The following is a 22,766-nucleotide window of genomic DNA, read 5'->3' on the forward strand; positions in this document are numbered from 1 at the left end:
CTTCCCGTGACGCAGCCGTTCCAACTGCCCGACTTCTACGTGCCGTACCCGGCGCGCCTGAACCCCCACCTCGAATCGGCCCGCGCCCACACCAAGCGGTGGGCGCGCGACCTGGAGATGCTGGAGGGGTCCGGGGTCTGGGAGGAACACGACCTCGACTCGCACGATTACGCGCTGCTCTGCTCCTACACCCACCCCGACTGCGACAGCGAGGCCCTCTCCCTCGTCACCGACTGGTACGTCTGGGTCTTCTTCTTCGACGACCACTTCCTCGAAATGTTCAAGCGCTCCCAGGACCGCGACGGCGCCAAGCAGTACCTGGACCGGCTCGCCGCCTTCATGCCCATGGACCTGGCCGACGGCTTCCCGCGGGCCACGAACCCGGTCGAGGCCGGCCTCGCCGACCTCTGGGCCCGGACGGTCCCCCACATGTCGACGGACTGGCGGGAACGGTTCTCCTTGAGCACGAAGAACCTGCTCAACGAGTCGATGTGGGAGCTCGCCAACATCAACATCGGGCGGATCGCGAACCCGCTGGAATACATCGAGATGCGCCGCAAGGTCGGCGGCGCCCCCTGGTCCGCGGGCCTGATCGAGTACGTGTCCGCCGAGGTGCCCGCCCGGATCGCGCACTCGCGCCCGCTCGGGGTGCTGCGCGACGCCTTCTCGGACGCCGTGCACATCAGGAACGACATCTTCAGCTACCAGCGCGAGGTGGCCGACGAGGGCGAACTCTCCAACGCCGTGCTCGTCCTGGAGACCTTCCTGGAGTGCGGCACCCAGGAGGCGGCCGAGGCCTCCAACGACCTGCTCACCTCCCGGCTCCAGCAGTTCGAGCACACCGCGCTCGCCGAACTCCCCCAGCTCTTCGCCGACCACGCCCTGGACCCCGCCGAGATCGCGGCGGTCCTCGCCTACGCCAAGGGCCTCCAGGACTGGCAGTCCGGCGGCCACGAGTGGCACATGGTCTCCAGCCGCTACATGAACAAGGAGGCGCGCTCCACCGCGCCCCTCACCCTGCCCTTCCTCCCCTCCGGATTCGGCACCACCGCCGTCGACGTCCGCTCGGTGCTCGCCCCACGCGCCCTGGAGATGCGCCGTCGCTCCTTCACCCACGTCCCCCACGAGCGCACCGGGCCGTCCGTGATCCCGGAGTTCCACATGCCCTTCGCCCTGGCGCTGAGCCCCCATCACGGGCACGCGCTGGAGGAGTCGGTGGCCTGGTGCCGCCGGATGGGCATGCTCGACCCGCAGCCCGGCGACCCCGCCTCCGCGATCTGGACCGAAGAGCGGCTGCGGGGCTACGACTTCGCGCTCTGCTCCGCCGGGATCGACCCGGACGCGACGCCCGAGGCCCTCGCCCTCAACGCGTGCTGGCTGAGCTGGGGGACGTACGGGGACGACTACTACCCCGTCGCCTTCGCCCGGCCGAAGAACCTGGCCGCCGCCAAGGCGGCCACCGCCCGGCTGATCGGCATGCTCGCCCTGGACCCCGCCGACGCGCCGGCGCCCGTGACGGCGATGGAGCGGGGGCTCGCCGACCTGTGGCTGCGCACCGCCGCCGACATGGACCGCACCGTGCGCGGCGAGTTCCGGGCCACGCTCGTCGACATGCTGGAGAGCTGGCTGTGGGAGGTGGAGAACCAGATCCTGAACCGGATCCCGGACCCCGTCGACTACGCCGAGATGCGGCGCGCCACCTTCGGCAGCAACCTGACGATGTACCTGTGCCGCCTGGGGCGGGCCGGCCGCGGCATCCCCGAGGAGATCTACCGGTCGGGGACCATCCGCTCCCTGGAGAACGCGGCGGCCGACGCGGCCTGCCTGATCAACGACATCTTCTCCTACCAGAAGGAGATCGAGGTCGAGGGCGAGGTGCACAACTACGTGCTCGTCACCCGGAACTTCTTCGACATCGACTACGCCAGGGCGCTGCACATCTGCCACGCGCTCCAGACCCAGCGCACCGAGGAGTTCGAGCACATCGCGCGGACCCAGCTGCCGCTCCTCTACGACGACTGGAAGCTCGACGGGCGGGCCCGGGCCGGACTCGAGGACTACGTGCGGGAGCTGGAGGACTGGCTCGCGGGCATCTTGAACTGGCACCAGAAGGCCCGGCGTTACCGCGAGGAGGACCTGGACCGGCCCGCGGCGGAGCCGCAGGGGCCGCACTCGACCGGTGGACTCCCCCCGTGGGGACCGGACTTCGGGATGTCGGCGGTCAGGGCGATCGACTCGCTCAGGACCGCCCCGACCTCCTGATCCCGGGGGCCCGAGAGGGCTAGAACTCGTCGGCGGTGTGCGGTGACAACCGGGTGCGCAGGGCGTCGTCCAGGGCCGCCGCCGCGCCCGCCGTCCGCTCCTCGGCGAGCCCGGCGCAGACCAGTTCCACGACCCGGGTCCCGCCGAGGTAGCAGGCCGCCAGGTCGCGGACGTCGAGCGCCAGGTCCGCGGCCGCTCCGGTGGCCTCGTACGTCGCCCCGTCCGGCCCGGCCGCCAGACGGAACCGACCCGCGTTGGCGGGCAGGCGTACGTCGGCCACCTCCAGCACCAGATCGACGGGCGCCGCCCAGCTGCGGGCGGTCAGCGCCGCCCGTACGTCGACGAGCCGCAGCCACAGCGCCGGGAACTCGCCGGTCACCCGCACCTGGTCGCGGTCGGCGGCGAAGTGCAGCAGCGGGTCGTCGACCGGGCGGCCCCAGGCGACCACCCGGCCGGTCAGGTCCAGGGCGGCCAGGCAGCTCCACAGGGCGGCGGCCACGGCCGGGGTGTCCGCTTCCAGTTCGTAGACCTGGACCAGTCCGGGGACCTTGAGGGGACCGCTGTCGTCCTCCGGCTTCGTGCGGTAGAGGACGTACCCGGCGAGGGGGTGCCCCGCCTCCCCCACCCCGATGATCCGCGGCGGGCTCAGCTCCTCGTCCTCCTCGTCCTCCTCCCGCAGCCACTCCTCGCGCCAGCGGTAGGCGTCCCGGGTCGGGCGTCCGGCCCGCGCGACCCGGGAGGCCTCGTGGTAGGGGCCGAGGACGGCCGGGGCGTCGACCGGGTCGATCAGGCGCAGCGGGCGCCCGTCGGGGGTGATGCGCAGGGCGAGCGGGCGGGTGGAGTCGATCTCGATGGTGGCGCCGCGGGTCGCCGAGCCGTAGCCGAAGCGGCCGTAGATGAGGGATTCGGAGGCCCACAGCGCGGCGACGGGCCGCCCCGCGGCGGCCGTGCGGCGCAGCATCTCCTCCATCAGCGCGGTCAGGACGCCGCGGCGCCGGTGGGTGGGGGCGACGGAGACGAAGGTGAGTCCGGGGCAGGGCAGGTCCGCCCCGGGCACCGAGAGCCGGAAGTCGTGCGCGGCCATGAAGCCGACCAGCACGTCCCCGTCGTAGGCGGCGAGCCGCTCGCACCCGAGCAGCATCGTGTGATGGTGCTCGCGCACCTCCTTCCCGGGGCGGTCGTGGAAGACCATGTACGCGAGTTCCAGGGCGCGGTCGAGATCCGCCTCGGGCACCTCACGAATCTCCACCGACTTGTCTCCGCTCCGCTCCGCACGCATGTCCACCATGATCGGGAGACTAATCGCTCATTGCGGACTGGTCACCTCAAAATGGCTGGATTCGCCTGCCTGACGAGTTCGAGTGCCTGATCCGGGAACCAGTCCCCCGCCTTGGGATCGACGACCGCGCGCTCGGGGTCGAGCGGACCGGCGGTGCCGCGCAGGCAGTTCCCGTCGGACGCGCCGGGTGTCTTGATCCAGAGCCGGGCGTCCTCCAGCGGGTCGCCGGTGTCCGTGGTCGGGCGGGCGCCGAGGCCGCGGCCGGGCGGGTTGCACCACTCCTGCGGCTCCCGGTACTTGCCCGCGGGGGCGGTCCAGGCTCCCCGGCCGTTGCGGCTGGTGTCGCTGACGTAGTGCTTCATCCGGGCCCGGGCGGCGGCGTCGAGGTGCGCGGCGAGCCAGGCCCGGGCCTCGGCGCGCGGGCGCCACTGGTCGGGGCAGTCGGCGACGCGGCCGCCCGCCTCGACGTGGACCAGGCAGGCCGAGACGAGGGTGGCGAACCAGCTGCCGGCCTCGTCGGAGTGGTAGTTGGAGACGTTGACGGCGAAGCCGGTGGCTCCGGCCACGCCCGCCTGACGGAGCCGGGGCACGATGGTGTTGACGGTGTGCCAGGCGGCGTGTCCCGTGTCGAGGTACACGTCGGTGGCGGGCCCGGCCGCCAGGGCCCGGACCGCGTACCCGATCTCCGCGTAGCGGGCGGCGGTCCGCGTCCGGCCCGGCTCGTCGGCCGGGCCCGCGCCCGCGCCACCCGCGGCCGGTGCGCACTCGCGGGGCAACAGGGCGAGGGAATCGGGCTCCAGGACCACGCTCACCGGACGGTCGGCGATCCCCCGCACGACCCCGTCGATCCAGGCCCGGTAGGCCGCGCTGTCGGTGGCACCGCCCGCGGAGTACTGGGAGCAGTCCCGGCCCGGCACGTTGTAGAGCGCCAGCACGGGCAGCTCCCCCTGCCGGGCGGCCTGCGTGGTCACGGCCCGCGCCCGGGCCTCCGCGCGGGCGGGGCTCTGGTCGCCGAGCCAGACGGCGTGCGGGGTGGCGGCCATCGCGGTGATCCCGGCCGCCTCCCGCGGGTGCCCGGCGGCGATCAGCTCCCGGGCCTGGCGGGCGGCCCCGGGGTCGGCGGCGGGGGCGAAGAGCGGCCGGCCCGGACCGGAGGCGGCCCGGACCGGCCCGGTCGCGGGGGACGCGGCGGGGCCGGGCGGGAGGAAGGGGGCGGGGCCGTACGACGTGGCCGCGGACGCCGGTGCGGTGAGCACGGCGAGGACGGCGACGAGCAGGCCCGTACGGGCGAGGTGTCGGTGGCGCATGCCCCACGACGCTCGCGCAGCCGCGGCGCCCGGGTCAAGCGCCGTTACCCGGGCGGCCGAACGGAGCAACCCGTGTGGGTCCGCCCCGTTCGGCGCCGTTCGCCCCGCTCGCTCCGGTCAGTGCGCGGCCGGGCCCGTCCAGAGCGCCGGGACGTGGGCGAGCCGGACGCGCTGCGGGTGGTCCCCGACCGGGACGGAGACCCGCTTGGTCCCGGTGGCGAAGTCGATGGCCGTGACCCGGTCGGCGCCGCTCTCGGAGATCACGCAGCCGGTCCCGTCCCCGTCGACCGTGGCCCAGTACGGCTTGTCGGCGGGGACCAGGGGGCCTTCGGTGAGGGTCGCCCGGTCCACGATCGTCGCGTAGTCGTCCATGGTTCCCGCGATGCAGAGCTTGGCGCCGTCGGGGCTCATCGACATGCCGTGGTGGCGGGAGTCGTTGACCCAGGTCGTGCGGTCGCCGTTGGTGGCCGGGTTCACGGGGAGGGTCTTGATCCGGGTGATCCGGTCGGTGGCCACGTCGTACTCCAGGAAGCCGTTGAAGAAGGACACCTGGAAGTAGAGCTTCGACTCGTCGGGGCTGAAGGACATGGGGCGGACCGCGTCAGAGAGGTCCGAGCGGCCGAAGGCGTCGAGCCGCGCGCGCATGTCGATCACGCGGACGGTGCGGAAGGTCTGGGCGTCGACGACCGTGATCTTCCGGTCGCCCTTCGTCCAGTCCAGCCAGGGCGCGTCCAGCTCGGAGGTCACGTCCCCGATGGAGCTGTTCCACAGGTACCGGCCGTCGTGGGTGAAGGTGTTCTCGTGCGGCTTGTCGCCGGTGGCGAAGGAGCCGAGCTGGCGTCCGGTGGCGATGTCCAGGACGTGCACGGTGTTGGCGGTGGAGGCGGAGACCGCGACCCGGGTCCCGTCCGGCGACACCGCCATGTGGTCGGCCCGGTGGCCCGCGACCGGGAAGCGCCAGTTGATCCGGCCCGTCCGCACGTCGACGGAGACGACGTCGGCGAAGCTGGGGCGGGAGACGACGACGGCGCTGCCGTCCGGGGTGGTGTACATGTCGTCCACGAACTGGTCGTGGCCCTCGCCCGCGGTGTTGCGGATCCCCAGGAAGAAGCCGAGCTTGACCGGGTTGAGGTAGATCTCCCGGAGCCGCTCCTCCTTGTCCGGGATCACGTTGATCCGGCCGATCTTGTCGAGCGCCCCGGTGGAGGCGAGCACGTCGGCGGTCCCCTCCCAGTTGTTCCCGACGAAGAGGACCTCCCGCAGGGCGGTGGGGTCGGCGGTGGCGGTGGCGGCCGCGGGTGCCGGGCCCGCCGCGAGCAGGGCCGCGGCCAGGGCGCAGACGGCCGACAGGACGCGTAAGGAGGAGGTCCGAGACATTCGCTCAACTCCGGTGTGGGGAAGCGCTGTTACCGGCGGGTAAAATAGGGGGAACGGCAAAAGGACGCAACCCCCGCGGGGCCACGTCCTTCGCTCGGTTCGTGGATCAGTGGTCACCGCTTCAAGCGACGACGCCTATCCGGCCGACGACGGCGGCCGAGCCGTCGTGGTGGATCGGGGTGTGCGCGCCGGTGAGGGCGCGCCCGCTGCCGCCGCGTCGGCTGGCGACGATCTCGGCGGCGATGGACAGGGCCGTCTCCTCGGGGGAACGGGCGCCCAGGTCAAGGCCGATGGGCGAGCGCAGCCGCGCCAGCTCCAGCTCGGTGACGCCGACCTCGCGCAGCCGGGCGTTGCGGTCCTCGTGCGTGCGCCGCGATCCCATCGCGCCGACGTAGGCCACCGGCAGCTTCAGGGCCAGTTCGAGCAGCGGGACGTCGAACTTGGCGTCGTGCGTCAGCACGCACAGGACGGTACGGGCGTCCACCGAGGTGTCCGCCAAGTACCGGTGCGGCCAGTCGACCACGATCTCGTCGGCCTCGGGGAAACGGTTCTTCGTAGCGAACACGGGCCGCGCGTCGCACACCGTGACGTGGTAGCCGAGGAACTTGCCCACCCGCACGAGCGCGGAGGCGAAGTCGATGGCACCGAAGACGATCATCCGCGGCGGCGGCACGCTCGACTCGACCAGGACGGTGATGGGGCGGCCGCAGAGCCGCCCGTCGGCGCCCATCTCCAGGGTCGCGGTGCGACCGGCGTCCAGCAGCGCGCGGGCCTCTTCGGCCACCGTGCGGTCCAGCTCGGGGTGTCCGCCGAGCGTCCCCTCGTAGGGGCCCTCGGAGCGGACCAGGATCGCCCGGCCCATCAGCTCGGCGGGACCGTCGGCGATCCGGGCGATCGCGGCCGCCTCGCCCTTGGCGGCGGCGGCCAGCGCGGCCTCAAAGACGGCGCGGGCCGGGGAGTTCAAGGGGAGCGGGGTGACCAGGATGTCGATGATTCCGCCGCAGGTCAGACCCACGGCGAAGGCATCGTCGTCGCTGTAACCGAAGCGCTCCTGGACGGTTTCGCCGTCTTCGAGCGCCTGCTGGCACAGCTCGTACACCGCGCCCTCCACGCACCCGCCGGAGACCGAACCGATCGCGGTGCCCTCGCTGTCGACGGCGAGGGCCGCTCCGGGCTGCCGGGGCGCGCTGCCGCCGACCGCCACGACCGTGGCGACGGCGAAGTCACGTCCCTGCTCGACCCACCGGTTGAGTTCTTCGGCGATGTCCAGCATTGCGGCCTCCTCGGAGGTTCGGTTTCCGGTGACGGGATTGCGTGGAGGGTTCAGGAGTCGTACGTCAGGTCGGGACGGCTCAGCTGACGCCGAGCCAGCCCTCGATCGGGTGGAGCGCGTAGAAGACCACGAAGATCACGGTCAGCGCCCACATGAAGCCACCGATCTCGCGGGCCTTGCCCTGCGCCACCTTGATGGCCACGAACGAGATGACACCGGCGGCGACACCAGCGGTGATCGAGTACGTGAAGGGCATGAGCACGACGGTCAGGAAGACCGGGATGGCGGTGGCCGTGTCGGACCAGTCCACGTGGCGGGCGTTCTGCATCATCATCGCGCCGATGACCACCAGCGCGGCCGAGGCGACCTCACCGGGGACGATCTGGGTGATCGGGGTGAAGAAGAGGCAGGCCGCGAAGAGCAGACCCGAGATGACGGAGGCGAAGCCCGTACGGGCACCCTCGCCGACGCCGGTCGCGGACTCGACGAACACGGTCTGGCCGGAGCCGCCCGCGATGCCGCCGATGGCGCCACCGGCACCGTCGATGAACAGCGCCTTGGACAGGCCCGGCATGCGGCCCTTGTCGTCGGCGAGCTTGGCCTCGGTGCCGACGCCGATGATGGTGGCCATCGCGTCGAAGAAGCCGGCCAGCACCAGGGTGAAGACGATCATGCCGACCGTCATCACGCCGACGTCGCCCCAGCCGCCGAACTCGACCTTGCCGAAGAGCGAGAAGTCCGGCATGGAGACCGCGGAGCCGGTGAGCTCCGGGGCGCCGCTGCGCCACGCCTTGGGGTCGATGTCCGCCACGGCGTTGAGGATGACCGCGAGGACGGTTCCGGAGACGATGCCGATCAGGATCGCGCCGGGAACCTTGCGTGCCTGCAGCATGAAGATGGTGAGCAGGGTCACGGCGAAGATCAGGACGGGCCAACCGGCGAGCTCGCCGGTCGCGCCCAGGCTCACGGGGGGACCGAATTCGGAGCCGTGGCCCACGAAGCCGGCCTTCACGAGGCCGATGAGGGCGACGAACATGCCGATGCCCATGGTGATGGCGTGCTTGAGCGCGAGGGGGATCGCGTTCATGATCATCTCGCGGAGGCCGGTGACGACCAGGAGACAGATCACCACGCCGTACATGACGCACATGCCCATGGCCTGCGGCCAGGTCATGTGGGGCACGACCTGCGAGGAGAGCACACCGGAGACGGAGAGGCCGGCGGCGAGGGCCAGCGGCACCTTGCCGATGAAGCCCATCAGGAGGGTGGTCAGGGCGGCGGCGAAGGCCGTGGCCGTGATCAGGGCCTTCTGGCTCAGGGTGTCGCCCGCGACGTCCTTGCCCGAAAGGATCAGGGGGTTGAGCAGGAGGATGTACGCCATCGCCATGAAGGTGGTGACGCCGCCGCGCACTTCTCGCGAGACGGTGGATCCGCGGTGCGTTATGTGAAAGTACCGGTCGAGCCAAGAACGCCCGGCGGGGTTGAGAGAGCCGTCGCCGGCCTCTTCCGCGGTGGTCTTGGGCTCCACAGACGATTGGGTCATGGTGCCTAACTCCCAAGGTTCAAAGGGGCACCCGCAGAAAAGATTGGAGACGCGGGATTTGGGATGGTGCGTTTGGCTGCACGACCCGGGGGACGGCCCGAGACGAAGCAAGTGAGCTGCTCTTGTACTGCTGCTACTTCGTTACCACTGGTACTGCCTATAACTGCTGGTACTGCGGTTACTGCTGTTGTTGCAGGTGCTGCGGTACTTCCGGTACTGCGGTACTTCCGGTACTGCGGGTGAAGCGGACCGCGAGCGGTGCGGTACTTCGTACTCCGGGCGGTGCGACCGGCAAGTGTGACGTTCCCTCGTCACACCGCCCGGAGAGTCGTGGTCCCAGGGGGACCGGAATCCCTAGAGGGTTCCGGTGAGCATCTCGGGACGGATGGGGGTCTTGTTGATGTCCAGACCCGTCGCCTGCCGGATCGCCGCGATGACGGCCGGGGTGGACGAGAGGGTCGGGGCCTCGCCCATGCCGCGGAGGCCGTAGGGGGCCTTCGGGTCGGCGAGCTCCAGGACGTCGACCGGGATGGTCGGGGTGTCGAGGATGGTCGGGATCAGGTAGTCCGTGAAGGAGGGGTTGCGCACCTTCGCGGTCTTCGGGTCCACGATGATCTCTTCCATGATCGCCACGCCCAGGCCCTGGGTGGTGCCACCCTGGATCTGGCCGACCACCGAGAGCATGTTCAGCGCCTTGCCGACGTCCTGCGCGGTCGCGAGTTCGACGACCTTGACCAGACCCAGCTCGGTGTCCACCTCGACCACCGCGCGGTGCGCGGCGAAGGTGTACTGGACGTGCCCGTTGCCCTGACCGGTGACCAGGTCGAAGGGGACGGTGGGGTGGTGGCGGTACTCGAGCTCGAGGTCGATGGCCTCGTCCTCGAGGATCTCGGCGATGTCCGCGAGGACCTCGCCGCCGTCGGTGACGATCTTGCCGCCTTCGAGCAGCAGCTCGGCGGTGGCCCACGCGGGGTGGAAGGAGCCGTTCTTGCGACGGCCGATCTCCAGGAGCGCCTCGCGGACGGCCTCGCAGGTGTTCTTCACGGCGCCACCGGTCATGTACGTCTGCCGCGAGGCGGACGTGGAACCGGCGGAGCCGACCTGCGTGTCGGCCGGGTGGATGGTCACCTGCGTGACGCCCAGCTCGGTGCGGGCGATCTGCGCGTGGACGGTGATGCCGCCCTGGCCGACCTCCGCCATGGCCGTGTGGACCATCGCGACGGCCTCGCCGTTGATGACCTCCAGGCGCACGCGGGCGGTGGAGTAGTCGTCGAAGCCCTCGGAGAAGCCGACGTTCTTGATGCCGACCGCGTAGCCGACGCCGCGGACGACGTTCTCGCCGTGCGTGGTGTTGGAGAGGCCGCCGGGCAGCGCGCGGACGTCCGCGCCCTCGCCCGCGGTCTCCCACTGGCGCTCGGGCGGCAGCGGGCGGGCCTTGACCCGGCGCAGCAGCTCGGCGACCGGCGCCGGCGCGTCCACGACCTGGCCGGTCGGCATGACCGTGCCCATCTCCATGGCGTTCAGCTGGCGGAACTCGACCGGGTCCATGCCCAGCTTCGCCGCGAGCTTGTCCATCTGCGCCTCGTAGGCGAAGCAGGCCTGGACGGCGCCGAAGCCGCGCATCGCGCCGCAGGGCGGGTTGTTCGTGTAGAGCGCGATCGCCTCGATGTCCACGTCCTCCAGGACGTACGGACCCACCGAGAGGGAGGACGCGTTGCCCACGACCGCCGGGGAGGCGGACGCGTACGCGCCGCCGTCCAGGACGATCTTGCACTTCATGTGCGTGAGCTTGCCGTCCTTGGTCGCGCCGTGCTCGTAGTAGAGCTTCGCCGGGTGGCGGTGCACGTGACCGAAGAAGGACTCGAACCGGTTGTAGACGATCTTGACCGGCTTGTTCGTGGCCAGGGCCAGCAGGCAGGCGTGGATCTGCATCGAGATGTCCTCGCGGCCGCCGAAGGCACCGCCGACGCCCGAGAGCGTCATGCGGACCTTCTCCGGCGGCAGGCCCAGGACCGGGGCGATCTGCCCGAGGTCCGAGTGCAGCCACTGGGTCGCGACGTACAGCTCGACGCCGCCGTCCTCGGACGGGACGGCCAGGCCGGACTCCGGGCCGAGGAAGGCCTGGTCCTGCATGCCGAAGGTGTACTCGCCCTCGACGATGACGTCGGCGCGCTTGCGGGCCTCTTCCACGTTGCCGCGGATGATCGGCTGGCGGTGCACGATGTTCGGGTGCGGGACGTGACCGATGTGGTGGTCGTCGCGGCCCTCGTGGATCAGCGGCGCGCCGGGGGCGAGGGCGGAGGCCTCGTCCGTGACGAGCGGCAGCTCCTTGTAGTCGATCTTGATCTTGGCGGCCGCGCGGCGGGCGGTCTCCGGGTGGTCGGCGGCCACGAGGGCGACCGGCTCACCGTGGTGGCGTACCCGGCCGTTGGCGAGAACCGGCGTGTCCTGGATCTCCAGGCCGTAGTTCTTCATCTCGGCGGGCAGGTCGTCGTACGTCAGCACCGAGTAGACGCCCGGCATCGCCAGGGCCTCGGAGATGTCGATCGAGACGATCTCGGCGTGGGCGACGGTGCTGCGCAGCGTCTGGCCCCACAGCATGTCCTCGTGCCACATGTCCGAGGAGTAGGCGAACTCACCGGTCACCTTGAGGGTGCCGTCGGGGCGCAGCGTGGACTCGCCGATGCCGCCCTTGTTGTGCTTCTGCGTGACGTTGGTCGGCGTACCGGCCGGGACCGTGCGCGTGTTCTGGGCCATGGTCAGACCGCCTCTGACTGACGGGCGGCCGCGAGGCGGACCGCGTCGAGGATCTTCTCGTAGCCCGTGCAGCGGCAGAGGTTGCCGGACAGGGCCTCGCGGATGTCCTGGTCGGACGGGGAGGAGTTCTCCTCCAGCAGCGCGTCGGCCTGGACCAGGAGGCCCGGGGTGCAGAAACCGCACTGGACGGCGCCGGCGTCGATGAACGCCTGCTGGATGTTGGAGAGCTCGACGCCCTCGCCGGTCTGCGAGTCGGAGGGCTTGGCCTGCCACTGCTTGGCCGCGTCCAGGGAGACGCCGCCCTTGCCGCCGCAGCCGCCGCCGGTGCCGCAGGCACCGCCGTGGCCGTGCTCGTCGCGCTGCTTGGCGAACTCCGCCAGGCCCTCGACGGTCACGACGTCGCGGCCCTCGACCTGACCGGCCGCGACCAGACAGGAACAGACCGGCACGCCGTCGAGGCGGACGGTGCAGGAACCGCACTCGCCCTGCTCACAGGCGTTCTTCGAACCCGGCAGGCCCATGCGCTCGCGCAGGACGTAGAGGAGGGACTCGCCCTCCCAGACGTCGTCGGCTTCCTGCGGACGGCCGTTGACAGTGAAATTGACGCGCATGATTACGCAGCCCCTTCAAGCGAGCGGCCGTTTCCGGTACCGCGGTACTGCTCCCAGGTCCAGACGAGCTGGCGGCGAGCCATGATGCCGACCGCGTGACGGCGGTACTTCGCCGTGCCGCGGACGTCGTCGATCGGGTTGGCCGCGCCGGAGGCGAGGTCACCGAACTGCTTGGCGATCGACGGGGTGATGACCTTGCCGGACTCCCAGAAGCCGCCCTCTTCGAGCGCGGCGTTCAGGAACTCCTCGGCGGCCTTCGCACGGATCGGGGTCGGCGCGGCCGAGCCGATGCCGGTGCGGACCGTGCGGGTCTGCGGGTGCAGTGCCAGACCGAACGCGCACACCGCGATGACCATCGCGTTGCGGGAGCCGACCTTGGAGTACTGCTGGGGGCCGTCCGCCTTGTCGATGTGGACGGTCTTGATCAGCTCGTCCGCGGCGAGCGCGTTGCGCTTCACACCGGTGTAGAACTCGTCGATCGGGATCAGGCGGGAACCGCGTACGGACTCCACCTCGACCTGCGCGCCCGCGGCGAGCAGCGCGGGGTGCGAGTCGCCGGCCGGGGAGGCGCAACCGAGGTTGCCGCCGACGCCGCCGCGGTTACGGATCTGCGGCGAGGCGACCGTGTGCGAGGCCAGGGCGAGACCGGGAAGCTCCGTGCGGAGGTTCTCCATGATCTGCGTGTACGGGACGGAAGCGCCGAGCCGGACCACATCCTCGCCGACCTCCCACTCCCGCAGGAGGCCGATGCGGTTCAGGTCCAGAAGGTACTCCGGCCGACGGTGGTCGAAGTTGATCTCGACCATCACATCGGTGCCACCCGCAATCGGCACAGCTGAGGGGTACTCGGCCTTAGCGGCGAGCGCCTCCTCCCAGCTGGCGGGGCGAAGGAAGTCCATGTGCGGCTCTCTTCTTCTTCATCGTGTCGATCACTTCAAGCCAGCGGGCCCAAAGACCCTCGACTGGTCGTTCACGTGCTGTTAACGCGGTGTGGAGTCAGTACACAAGCCGCGCGTCCCCCGGGTGCAGTCACCGAAACCATGAAGGAGTTGGCTGACGGCCTCCCTCGTCTTGTAGATTCGTATGAAAGGCAGGATGCACTGACCTGCCCGATTTCCAACGGCAACATCGAGACAGATCGGCGGCGACATCATGCGGCTGCGCGCACTGCTGGAAACCGAGGCGCTGGGGCTGCGGCTGCTGGGCGGCCAGGAGGAGCTGGACCGCACGGTCCGGGGCGTCATGACGACGGACCTGAGGGATCCCAGCCGGTACCTCTCCGGCGGGGAACTCGTGCTGACCGGCCTGGCCTGGCGGCGAAATTCGGACGACTCCGAGCCGTTCGCACGACTGCTCGCGAGCGCCGGGGTGGCGGGCCTGGCCGCCGGCGAGGCCGAGCTGGGAGACATCCCGGACGATCTGGTTTCAGCCTGTCGGCGCAACCGGCTCCCGCTGTTCGCCGTGAACGAGGACGTTGCATTCGCCACGATCACCGAGTACGTCGTACGGCAGGTCTCCGGGGAGCGCGCGGGCGACCTCGCGGCCGTCGTGGACCGCCACCGGCGCCTGATGACGTCGGGTCCCGCCGGCGGTGGCCCCGACGTGGTCCTCGATCTGCTCACCACGGACCTCGATCTGCGCGCCTGGGTGCTGTCCCCCACGGGACGGCAGATCGCCGGGGCGGGTGAACCGCTGGCGCCCGGCATCTGCGCGGCGCTGGCCAGCGAACACCTGGCGGCGGTCCGGACCGGCCGCAGGGGCCCGCACCGGATCTCCATCCAGGGTATTACCTACTCGCTCTTCCCGATCAGGGGACACGGGCGGGGCACCGGCCCGGCCGCCCGCGACGTGCGCGAGAGCGTGCTGTCGGACTGGCTGCTGGCCGTCGAGGCCGACGCGAGCGACTGGCCCGCCGAGCGGCTGGACCTGCTCCAGGGCGTCACCCAGCTGATCGCCGTCGAGCGGGACCGGCGCGACGCCGCCCGCACCGTGCGCCGGCGCCTGGCCCAGGAGGTGCTGGAGCTGGTCCAGACGGGCGCTCCGCCCGCCGAGATCGCCGCCCGCCTGCGGGTCGCGGCCCCCGTGCTGCTGCCCGGGCTGGGCACCGCCCCGCACTGGCAGGTCGTGGTGGCCCGGGTCGACTGGGACGGCGGGGACATCCCCGGCGGGCCGGTGGCCCAGTCGCTGCTGGAGGAGATCCTGGTCGACCCGTCCCTGTCGGGTCCGGAGCCCTCCGACCGGATCGCCGTCGCCCACGCGGGCGACGAGGCGATCGCGCTCGTACCGCTGCCCGCGCTGTCGGCGGACTCCGGGGAGCCCGCGCAGGACAAGGGCCCCGACACCGCCCTGCACGCCGACGTGCTCCTGACGGCCGTACGGGAGCCCCTGGCGGCCGGTCTGGCCGAGGACGGGCGGCTCACCCTGGGCGTCAGCGCGGCGGTGCACTCCGCCGAGGGGCTGCGCGGGGCGCTGGAGGAGGCCCGGCACGCCCGCCGCGTCGCGGCCGCCCGTCCGGGCCGGGTCTGCGCGGCGGGCCACCACGAGCTCGCCTCGCACGTCCTGCTGCTGCCCTTCGTCCCGGACGACGTGCGCCGCGCCTTCACCGCGCGGCTGCTCGACCCGCTGCGGGACTACGACCGGCGCCACCGGGCGGAGCTGATCCCGACCCTGGAGGCGTTCTTGGACTGCGACGGATCGTGGACCCGCTGTGCGACCCGGCTGCACCTGCACGTCAACACGCTGCGGTACCGCGTCGGACGAATCGAGCAGTTGACGGCGCGCGATCTTTCGCGGCTGGAGGACAAGCTGGACTTCTTCCTGGCGCTGCGGATGAGCTGATCAGCGGCCCGGCGCGGGGGGCGGCCGGGCGGCCGGGGCGACTGACGAGGTGTCCGGACTTTGTGAAAAGGTTCACCCGACCCCTTGGCCGATCAAGTGGATCCGTGCTCTCATTTCGCCCCAGGGCGCGGGCGGCGCGCTGGCTTGGCTGCTTCGGGGAGGGCAATGTGGCGGACACCGCCATGTCGGGTGCCGGAATGACCGGAGGGGACGACCCCCTCCAGCGGGCGATATGGCGACTTCGTTCGCGGGGCTGCTGGACGGACGCGGCGGCTCTGCTGGACCCGCACGCGGGCCGCGCCGGGCCTGCCGTGCAGCGCACCGCGCTACTGGTCGAACGGTGCCTGTTCACCGGGCAGGGCTGGGCCGAGGCGGAGGACGCGCTGCGGATCGCCGAGGCGGTCGCCCAGGACGACGACGAACGCGGCGCGGCCGCCTGCGAGCGCGGCCAACTGGCCTACGCGGCAACGGTGCTGGGCGTGCGGGACCGGTCCGACGAGGCGCGCTCCGCGCTGGGGCGGGCGGCGGCGCTGCTGGCCCCGGGATCGCCCACGCGGCCGCTGCTGGACTTCCGGCGGGGGCTGGTGGCGGAGCACCTGGCCGACGCCCCGCAATCGGCCAGACCGGCGTACCGGCGCGCCCACGCGGGGGCCACGGCGCACGGCGACACCCTCCTCCTGTCCTTCACCTGGCGCCACCTGGCCGGCCTCGCCCTCCGGGACGGGGAACTGGCGGAGGCCCGTCACGGCTTCGCGGAATCCCTCCGGATCCGGGAGGAACTGGGCTTCCTGGTGGGCACCGCGCCCGCCCTGGCCGCGCTCGCGGAGGCCGAGCCGGAGCCGGAGGCCGCCCGACTGCGCGCCGAGGCCCTACGCCTCTTCCGCCTCCTGGGCGGCATCCCCACCTGGCTAGCCGCCCACCTGACCCCGGCGGCCTGACCCCGGCGGCGCCTGCGGGCCCGCCACACCCAACCCGCCCAGGGCCCGCGGGCCCGCCACACCCAGCCCGCCGGGCACTTGAGGCTCCGCCACATCCAGCCCGCCCAGGGCTCGGGGCCCCGCCACATCCAGCCCGCCCGGCGTTTGAGGGCCCGCCGGAGGCCACACCGACCGGCACCAACCAACGGGGCTCCGCCCCGCCCCGGGCTCCGCCCGGACCCGCGCCTCAAACGCCGGCGAGGCTGGGGTGGGCCAAGCCCGGGACGCCCGGCGAGGCTGGAGTGGGCCAGCACACCCAGCCCGCCACATCCAGCCCGCCCGGCGATTGAGGGCGCGCCGGAGGTCAGATGACCGGCACTCCGGAATCCGGCGGGCCGGGATCACCCGCAGGCGTCGGCGTAGTCCGCGTCCGGGACGCGGGCGGCCCACTCCGCCCGGGTGAAGGACCGGCCGACGGCACGGCAGGCCACCGCGGCCGGGTCGGCGGTGATCGCGTTGATCCACGCCCCGTCCAGGACCAGGGTCTGGTCGGCACTGGCCGTGAGCACCCGCCCGCTCGGCAGGAAGCGATCGTGCGGCGCAGCGGTGTGGATCTGCCGCCCGACCTTGACCGGGGTCAGACCGTCCGCGAGGTACCAGACCGTGACGTCGTAGTGCTCCCGGCTGGTCGCCCACGCCCCGTGCGGACCGTAGGCGAGCACGTCGACCCGGCTCAGACCCGCCGGGAGCGGGAGGTCGGCGGCGGCCCGGGGGTGCCGGGGATCGCTGACCGTCCACCGCTTCATGCCCGCCAACAGCACGCCGCCGTCCTCGCCGAACAGGAGGCGCCCGGTCCTCACCTCGGCGTCGGCACCCTCGATCAGGGCGGTCCTGCGGGGACTTCGGGGATCGGAGACGTCCCAGAGGGCGATCCTCCCGTCCGCTCCGGCGGCGGCCAGCATCCGGCCCCGCGGGGCGAAGGCGATCCGTACCCTCGCCGAGTCCCCCTCGGTCGCATCCTGGCCGGGACTCGCGGAGGCCCGCCCTGTCGTGGGCGTCGCCAGCCCGCCCATCGGTGCCGGACCGGAAGCGGACTCCATCTCGTCGTCCCCGGCCCCGTCCTCGCGCACGTCATCGGGGCCGAGGGGCGCCCCGTCGTCGTCCATCGGCTCGAGTACCGAGGCGGTCGGCGCCGACGACACGGAGCCGAGGGCGTCGAAGGCCAGCACGCGGACGGGTACGTCGCCCGAGGGGTCCCAGAGCGTGACCTGGCTGCCGCTGCTCGTGGCGAGCACCTTGCCGTCGGCGCTCAGGTCACCCTCGATGGTCGGCCCCAGCGCGGCAGGGAGGTCGGCCAGCTCCTTGGGGGCCCGCGGCTGCGAGACGTCCAGCCGTCCGAACGTGCCGTTCCCACGGTCGAACACCAGGGTCCGCCCGTCCGGGCTGAAGGACATCTGCCAGATGGCCCCGGCAGTGGTGCGCCACTGTGCCAGCTCGCGATAGCCCCCTCCCTCGGCCGCCTCGGTCAGCACGATGGTCCTGGTGTTCGTACCGGGACCGGAGCCCGTGACCGTGGCGAGAACGCCGTGCCGGGGGTCGTAGGCCTCTATCCCGGACCCGCTCGGCACATTCACCTCCGTGAAGCCGACCAGGTCGGACGTGTCCCAGAAGCGGACCACCGCGCCGGCGCCCATGGTGGCCACCGTCCGGCCGTCCGGGCCCATCGCAACGAGCGTGGGGGGCGGGCCGTCGCTCCCCGTCGGGATCCGGGAGCTGGCCTTGGCACCGTCGGGCCGCAGCCGCTGCTTACCGACGATCACGGATCCGTCGTATCCGACGGTGGCCAACAGGCCCGTGGGGGCCACCTGGATCTGGCCCTGTCCCTCGAATTTCCCAAATGAGGTGGCTTCTGGCGGGGATTCGATCTGCCATCCCTCCACGAACTGGTTGCCCGCTCCGATCCCGGCTGCCAGAGGCCTCGTCGTGGCGGTGTAGACGGAGGCGTCCGAGTCCGCGGCGAAGGCGACGTCGGTGAGGGGGTTGACCTCGCCGGGTGAGATGTGCCCCGCCTTCACGGGGTGGTCCGGGGCCGAGAGGTTCATGACGTCGACCTGCGACCAACCCGCCACGGCGAGCCTGTCGCCCTTGGTGTTCAGCGCCACCGCCCGGCCGTTCGTGACCGGGACGGTGGTCAGGCGCGCCGGCCGGGCCCGGTCGGTGATGTCCCACACCGTGACGTCATTCGCGTCGTCGTCAGAGGTGTCCCTACCGCTCAGGACCGCCATGCGCCGCCCGTCGCCGCTGAGGCGGACGGCCAAGAGTTCCTGCTTGACGGGGGCCGTCGCGATCCGCACCGGTGCTTCGGGGCGGCGCACGTCCCACAGCTCGACGGCGGTGCTGCCGGCCGGACCGACGGCCACCACGGAGTCGTCGACAGATGCCGCGAACGCCGCCGGGGTCGCCGCGCGGGCCGGGATCCGGCCGACCGCCCGGCGTCCGCCGATGTCCCAGAGGGTGACCTGCGCGTCGTCCAGGGCCGCCAGCACCCGCCCCCCGCCGGTGTAGGCGATCGCGCTCGGCACCTTCGCCGCCTTGGGCAGCTCACCGCGGTATCGGGTGGTCAGCAGGCCTTCGGCGAGGGTGCTCCGGGTCCGGGGGCTGGACTCGATCCGGTCGGCGGCCAGTGCCAGGCGCAGCGCGAGCAGCGGATCGTCCGGCCGCTGGTCCGCGGACTCCTTGAGCAGGCTCTCGACCTGGCGGGCGATCCGGGCCCGCCGGGCGTCCGCGTTGGCGAGCGTCGCGTACACCACCCCACCCAGGAGACCGAGGACGGATACGACCGCCGCCAGTTGGAGCGAGACCCGCCGGTTGTACTGGCGGGCCTTGCTCGCCGCTTTCTGCCAGGTGAGGACGGGCACGATGTCAGCTCGGGAGTACTCGGCCTCCAGCCCCTGGCCGGCGAGCGCCGCCGCCTCCCGGTCGTACGAGGGGACGATCACCCGGTGCCGTTTGCCGGGCGCCCGGAGCTTGCGCTCGTACCCGGAGACCGACTGCAGGACGCCCAGTTCGTCGAGGCGCCCCGTCACCGCGTTGGCCGGGCGCAGCCGCCGGAGCAGCAGGAACAGCCACAGCAGCCAGTGCCAGAGCCAAGGAAGCGCTCCGGACCAGCTCGGCAGCGGCCTCCGCACCCGGCGCACCTCGTCCAGCACGACCGCGAACGCGGCGCCGAGGGAGCCGTCCTCGATGCGGAGCACCGGTTCCTCAGTGTCCTCGACGCACCACAGGACGGTCCCGTCGATCCGGTCACCGCCCGCCAGCCGCCACGCCCGGTCCAGGGACGCGCCGAACTCCCCGTCGGCGGTGAACAGCACCGCCCGGTCCGGGTGCGGCACCAGGGCGGAGGGCAGACCGGGCAGGTAGGTCGCCTTGAGCAGACCGCTCTCGCCGGTCGTTCCGCGGTCGAAGAGCACGCCCGCGGCGACCGTGTCCCGCGCGAGCCTGCCGACGCTGCCCCGTGCCAGCCAAGTGAGGGTGACCGCGGTGGTGTAGGACGCCGGGGAGGAGGCCGAACCGGCCGCGGCGCCGCGCAGCGCTTCCAGCATGCGCAGCAGCCGGTCGTCCCCGGCCGCGAGGTCCGCGGGCGACCAGGGGACCTCGGTCGTGGCGGGCGACGAGCATGCCTGCTCGAACCAGACGAGGGCGGCCGCCAGCGGTCCCTGCGACGTTCCTTCGCCCACCAGGGCCAGGCCGAGTCCGGCCAGCACGCGCAGGGCGTGCAGGGTGGCGGGCTGGTCGTCGCCGAAGGCGTCGTCGAGGCCCGAGGCGGACCGGAGCCGGGCGGCGACCGCGCTCGGCGTGGTCGCCCCGAGCAGCTCCTCGAACTCCTCGTGCAGGGCGCTCGTGTCCTCGTACAGCCGTCGCAGCGACACAGCGTCGGCGCGGGCGACCAGCTCGACCACCCACCGGGCGGCCGGGCGGGAGGAGCCGACGAGGTCCGAGCGCAGCCGCACGAGGGCGTCTCGCCCCACGTCCGGGGCGTCGGCGAGCGCCGCGACGACCTGGGCGAGGGAGCCGTCTTCGGCAGGCGACCCGGGGTCGGGTCCGGTCATCGGAGCGCCTCCTCTACCGCCACCCGCACCGGGTGTCCGACCGGCAGGCCCTCCGCCAGGTGCTTCCAGGTGGCCCGCGGGGTGCGGCCGTCGGCCGCCCGGACCGAGGCGGCCACGACGGACGGCTCGCACAGCGGCAGGTCGTCGGCGCCGAAGGGCGGCCCGTCCTGCTCCACCCGTACGGTCGCCCGCTCCGCGAGGGGTGCGGTGACCCTGCTGGTCAGCCGGCCGCCCCGCAACGCGAGGGCCACCAGGAGCAGGGAACCGGAGCGCAGGCCCGTCACCCGCAGGGGCAGCAGGATCCCGCCGTACAGCGCGGTCGCCCGCTCGGTCTCGTCCGCCGGGAGCACGGCCTCCACGTCGATCTCCACGATGCCGGTGGACGTGACGGCGATCCGGAGGGCGAACGGCTCCCGGTCGAGTGCGGCATGGACCCGGCGCACCTCCCGGGTGGCTCCGGCGGTGAGGTCGAAGACCGAGCTGAGTTCGGCCGGGTCCCACCCGTCGTCGGCCGCGGCCAGGTGTACGTCCGCGCGCTGCGCGCTGGCCCGCAGGAAGGGGTCGAACAGGTGCAGGACCCCGAGCAGTTCCCGCGACCGGTCCCGGGTGGTCGCCGGTAGGCGGTCGGGGTCGAGCAGGAGCAGCCGGGCGCAGAGCGCGCCCGCGCCGGTCCGTGCCGCGGCGCGGTCCCCGGTCCGCAGGCCGTGGTCGAACTGTTCGAGCGCGGCGGTGAACCGCGACCCCGCGGGGGCGAAGACGTAGCCCAGCCGGATCTGCGGACCGCCCGCTCCGTCCTCGATCAGCGAGGTCACGGCCCGGGCGAGGGCGTCCACCCGGTGCCACGGAAGGATGTGGAACACCTCGGCGACGGGTTCGGCGCCCGCGCCGTGTTCGGCCACCAGCCGGGCGAGCAGGAAGTGGCGCAGGTCCTCGTGTTCGGCCGCCAGGGCGGCGAACGTCGGCGGATCGAAGGCGCGCGGCGGCCAGTGGTCCTCGATCGAGGAGAGCACGTCGGCCCCGGACGCGGTGACGGGGACGGGCCGGGCGGATCCCGTGAGCTCCACGACCGCCTCGGCGGGGGCGGTCCGGTCGGCGGCGTCGGGGTGGTCGGAGCGGACGAGGCCCAGGGCGCTCCCCCCGCCAGGCAAGGGCAGGGCCGCGCGGCGCCAGCCGGTCGCGAACCGAGCCAGGTGGCGCGCGTCGGCGCGCTCGTCGCCGTCGTTGACGAGCGCGCCGGGGACCCGGTCGAAGCCGTCGCCGTCGCGGCGTACGGCGATCACCCAGTTGCTGAGGGGCCTGTGCGCCATCATCGGCTCCGTTCGTGGAGGACCAGGGCGACCCGGCCGGCGCCCGGTCCGAGGTCGGCCGTCGCCAGCTCGACGGCGCGCGCCGAGAGGTCCCCGGGCAGGCAGTGCCGCCAGAATCCGGTCAAGGCCCGCCACTTCTCCTCGGGTACCCGGTCCGCCAGGTCCGGGGGCAGGGCGCGGGCCCAGGCCGCGAACGGGGTCCGGTCGGCGTCGGGCATGCGGAAGGCGAACTTCAGGAACCGGATGACGACGGCCACCCGCCGTAGCGGATCGTCACCGTCGTACGGCGTCCGGAGTCGCCGCGGGGCGGCCAGCAGGTCGGGCAGGCCCCAGCCACTGGGATCCAGGACGATCTTGCGGCGGTGGTCGTAGTACAGGCTGTTGATGGTGAGGTCCCGGCAGGTGACGTCGTCGACGAGGTCGCCCCCGTGCACCGGGAACGCGAAGCCCTTGACCTCCAGGGGCTTGTACTCCACGATCCGGGGCTCGCCGAGCACGGGAGCCACCGAGCACACCATGCTGATCTCGTTCTCCATCAGGTAGTAGTCCCCCAGCCCCTCGGCGCGCAGACCGCGATCCATCGCGTCGCGCATCGCGTGGGGCGCCATCGTGCCCGCGAAATCCAAGTCGTTGGGTGTGGCTCCCGCCCCGTCGCCCACGAGGTCGCGCACGGTGCCCCCGACCAGCCAGGCATGGTGCCGGGCGGAGTCGACGTCGTCCAGGAGGGCGCGGATGAACCGACCTTCGACCCCCATCACGGAGAGCGCCAGGTCGACCGCCTCGGACAGGCCGGGCGCCAGCTCCTCGGCGCTGCGCATGTCGTCGGCGGCGATCCGGTCGGCCGGTGCGGGGCCCGTACGTTCGATCACCGGGCCGTCGGCCTCGTCGCCGTCCGGCACCGCGCGGTGCGGGGGCGCGGACAGGCACTCCTCCCCCTTCACCAGCAAGCGGTGCCGGGGCTCGTCCGGGGTGCAAGCCATGCCGATGACCGGCCGGTCGTCGACCCGGTCCCCGCGTACCAGCGGTGCGTCGGGCGGGCGTTCGTACCACGGGCGCTGCGCACCGGGGGAGATTGACGTCGGGAGCATCTCGTCCTCTCAACGGGATCCGTCGGCCACGGGCCGCCTGGGGGGACCACGACAGCCCACGGTTGTCGCGCTTGCGTCGCACCGCCGCCGGACCACCT

At 72.5% G+C, this 22,766-nt stretch carries 14 protein-coding genes; 3 read left to right on the forward strand and 11 right to left on the reverse strand.

The window, feature by feature from the left end; translation table 11 throughout:
• Positions 1 to 6: 6 nt before the first annotated feature.
• Entirely contained in the window at positions 7 to 2,262 is a 2,256-nt protein-coding gene (locus ACFWAR_RS11945) for a germacradienol/geosmin synthase (protein WP_385775819.1), read from the forward strand.
• 19 nt (positions 2,263 to 2,281) lie between these two features.
• On the opposite strand, the gene ACFWAR_RS11950 is transcribed toward ACFWAR_RS11945, so the two are convergent.
• The 8 genes from ACFWAR_RS11950 to ACFWAR_RS11985 all read right to left on the reverse strand — a co-directional run bounded on the left by ACFWAR_RS11950 (position 2,282) and on the right by ACFWAR_RS11985 (position 13,308).
• Positions 2,282 to 3,550 (reverse strand): GNAT family N-acetyltransferase, encoded by a 1,269-nt coding sequence (locus ACFWAR_RS11950; protein ID WP_385775821.1) that lies wholly within the window; start codon positions 3,548 to 3,550, stop codon positions 2,282 to 2,284.
• Between the two features lie 32 nt (positions 3,551 to 3,582).
• Positions 3,583 to 4,848, reverse strand: a complete 1,266-nt coding sequence (locus ACFWAR_RS11955; protein ID WP_385775822.1) for a glycoside hydrolase family 6 protein — start codon at positions 4,846 to 4,848, stop codon at positions 3,583 to 3,585.
• Positions 4,849 to 4,965: 117 nt separating this feature from the next.
• Complete coding sequence (locus ACFWAR_RS11960; RefSeq protein ID WP_385775824.1) at positions 4,966 to 6,225, reverse strand: YncE family protein; 1,260 nt, start codon at positions 6,223 to 6,225, stop codon at positions 4,966 to 4,968.
• 121 nt (positions 6,226 to 6,346) lie between these two features.
• Positions 6,347 to 7,498: an XdhC family protein gene (locus ACFWAR_RS11965; protein WP_385775826.1), complete on the reverse strand. Its 1,152-nt coding sequence runs from the start codon at positions 7,496 to 7,498 to the stop codon at positions 6,347 to 6,349.
• 79 nt (positions 7,499 to 7,577) lie between these two features.
• A complete protein-coding gene (locus ACFWAR_RS11970) occupies positions 7,578 to 9,041 on the reverse strand; it encodes an NCS2 family permease (RefSeq protein ID WP_385775828.1) in 1,464 nt (487 codons plus the stop codon).
• A 354-nt stretch (positions 9,042 to 9,395) separates the two neighbouring features.
• The gene (gene pucD, locus ACFWAR_RS11975; RefSeq protein WP_385775830.1) at positions 9,396 to 11,798 is read right to left on the reverse strand and encodes a xanthine dehydrogenase subunit D; all 2,403 of its coding nucleotides are present in this window, start codon (positions 11,796 to 11,798) and stop codon (positions 9,396 to 9,398) included.
• 2 nt (positions 11,799 to 11,800) lie between these two features.
• Positions 11,801 to 12,409, reverse strand: a complete 609-nt coding sequence (locus ACFWAR_RS11980; protein ID WP_385775832.1) for a (2Fe-2S)-binding protein — start codon at positions 12,407 to 12,409, stop codon at positions 11,801 to 11,803.
• A gap of 2 nt (positions 12,410 to 12,411) precedes the next feature.
• Positions 12,412 to 13,308 carry a xanthine dehydrogenase family protein subunit M gene (locus ACFWAR_RS11985; protein ID WP_354379267.1) on the reverse strand — a complete coding sequence of 299 codons (897 nt, stop codon included), beginning with the start codon at positions 13,306 to 13,308 and terminating at the stop codon, positions 12,412 to 12,414.
• 253 nt (positions 13,309 to 13,561) lie between these two features.
• Here ACFWAR_RS11985 and ACFWAR_RS11990 point away from each other — a divergent pair, with 253 nt between their 5' ends.
• Together ACFWAR_RS11990 and ACFWAR_RS11995 are read left to right on the forward strand one after the other, a co-directional pair.
• Positions 13,562 to 15,247 carry a PucR family transcriptional regulator gene (locus tag ACFWAR_RS11990; RefSeq protein ID WP_385775834.1) on the forward strand — a complete coding sequence of 562 codons (1,686 nt, stop codon included), beginning with the start codon at positions 13,562 to 13,564 and terminating at the stop codon, positions 15,245 to 15,247.
• Between the two features lie 197 nt (positions 15,248 to 15,444).
• Positions 15,445 to 16,185: a hypothetical protein gene (locus ACFWAR_RS11995; protein ID WP_385775836.1), complete on the forward strand. Its 741-nt coding sequence runs from the start codon at positions 15,445 to 15,447 to the stop codon at positions 16,183 to 16,185.
• A 380-nt stretch (positions 16,186 to 16,565) separates the two neighbouring features.
• On the opposite strand, the gene ACFWAR_RS12000 is transcribed toward ACFWAR_RS11995, so the two are convergent.
• From ACFWAR_RS12000 to ACFWAR_RS12010, 3 genes are read right to left on the reverse strand one after another with little or no spacing between them, the layout of a single operon-like run.
• Entirely contained in the window at positions 16,566 to 20,273 is a 3,708-nt protein-coding gene (locus ACFWAR_RS12000; RefSeq protein WP_385775838.1) for a WD40 repeat domain-containing protein, read from the reverse strand.
• A complete protein-coding gene (locus tag ACFWAR_RS12005; protein ID WP_385775840.1) occupies positions 20,270 to 21,580 on the reverse strand; it encodes a hypothetical protein in 1,311 nt (436 codons plus the stop codon). Before ACFWAR_RS12005 ends, ACFWAR_RS12000 begins: the two co-directional genes overlap by 4 nt.
• The gene (locus ACFWAR_RS12010; protein ID WP_385775842.1) at positions 21,580 to 22,668 is read right to left on the reverse strand and encodes a hypothetical protein; all 1,089 of its coding nucleotides are present in this window, start codon (positions 22,666 to 22,668) and stop codon (positions 21,580 to 21,582) included. The genes ACFWAR_RS12005 and ACFWAR_RS12010 overlap by 1 nt, the downstream gene beginning before the upstream one ends.
• Positions 22,669 to 22,766: the final 98 nt, after the last annotated feature.

This window comes from Streptomyces sp. NPDC059917, assembly GCF_042730635.1.
In the GTDB taxonomy this organism is placed as follows: domain Bacteria; phylum Actinomycetota; class Actinomycetes; order Streptomycetales; family Streptomycetaceae; genus Streptomyces.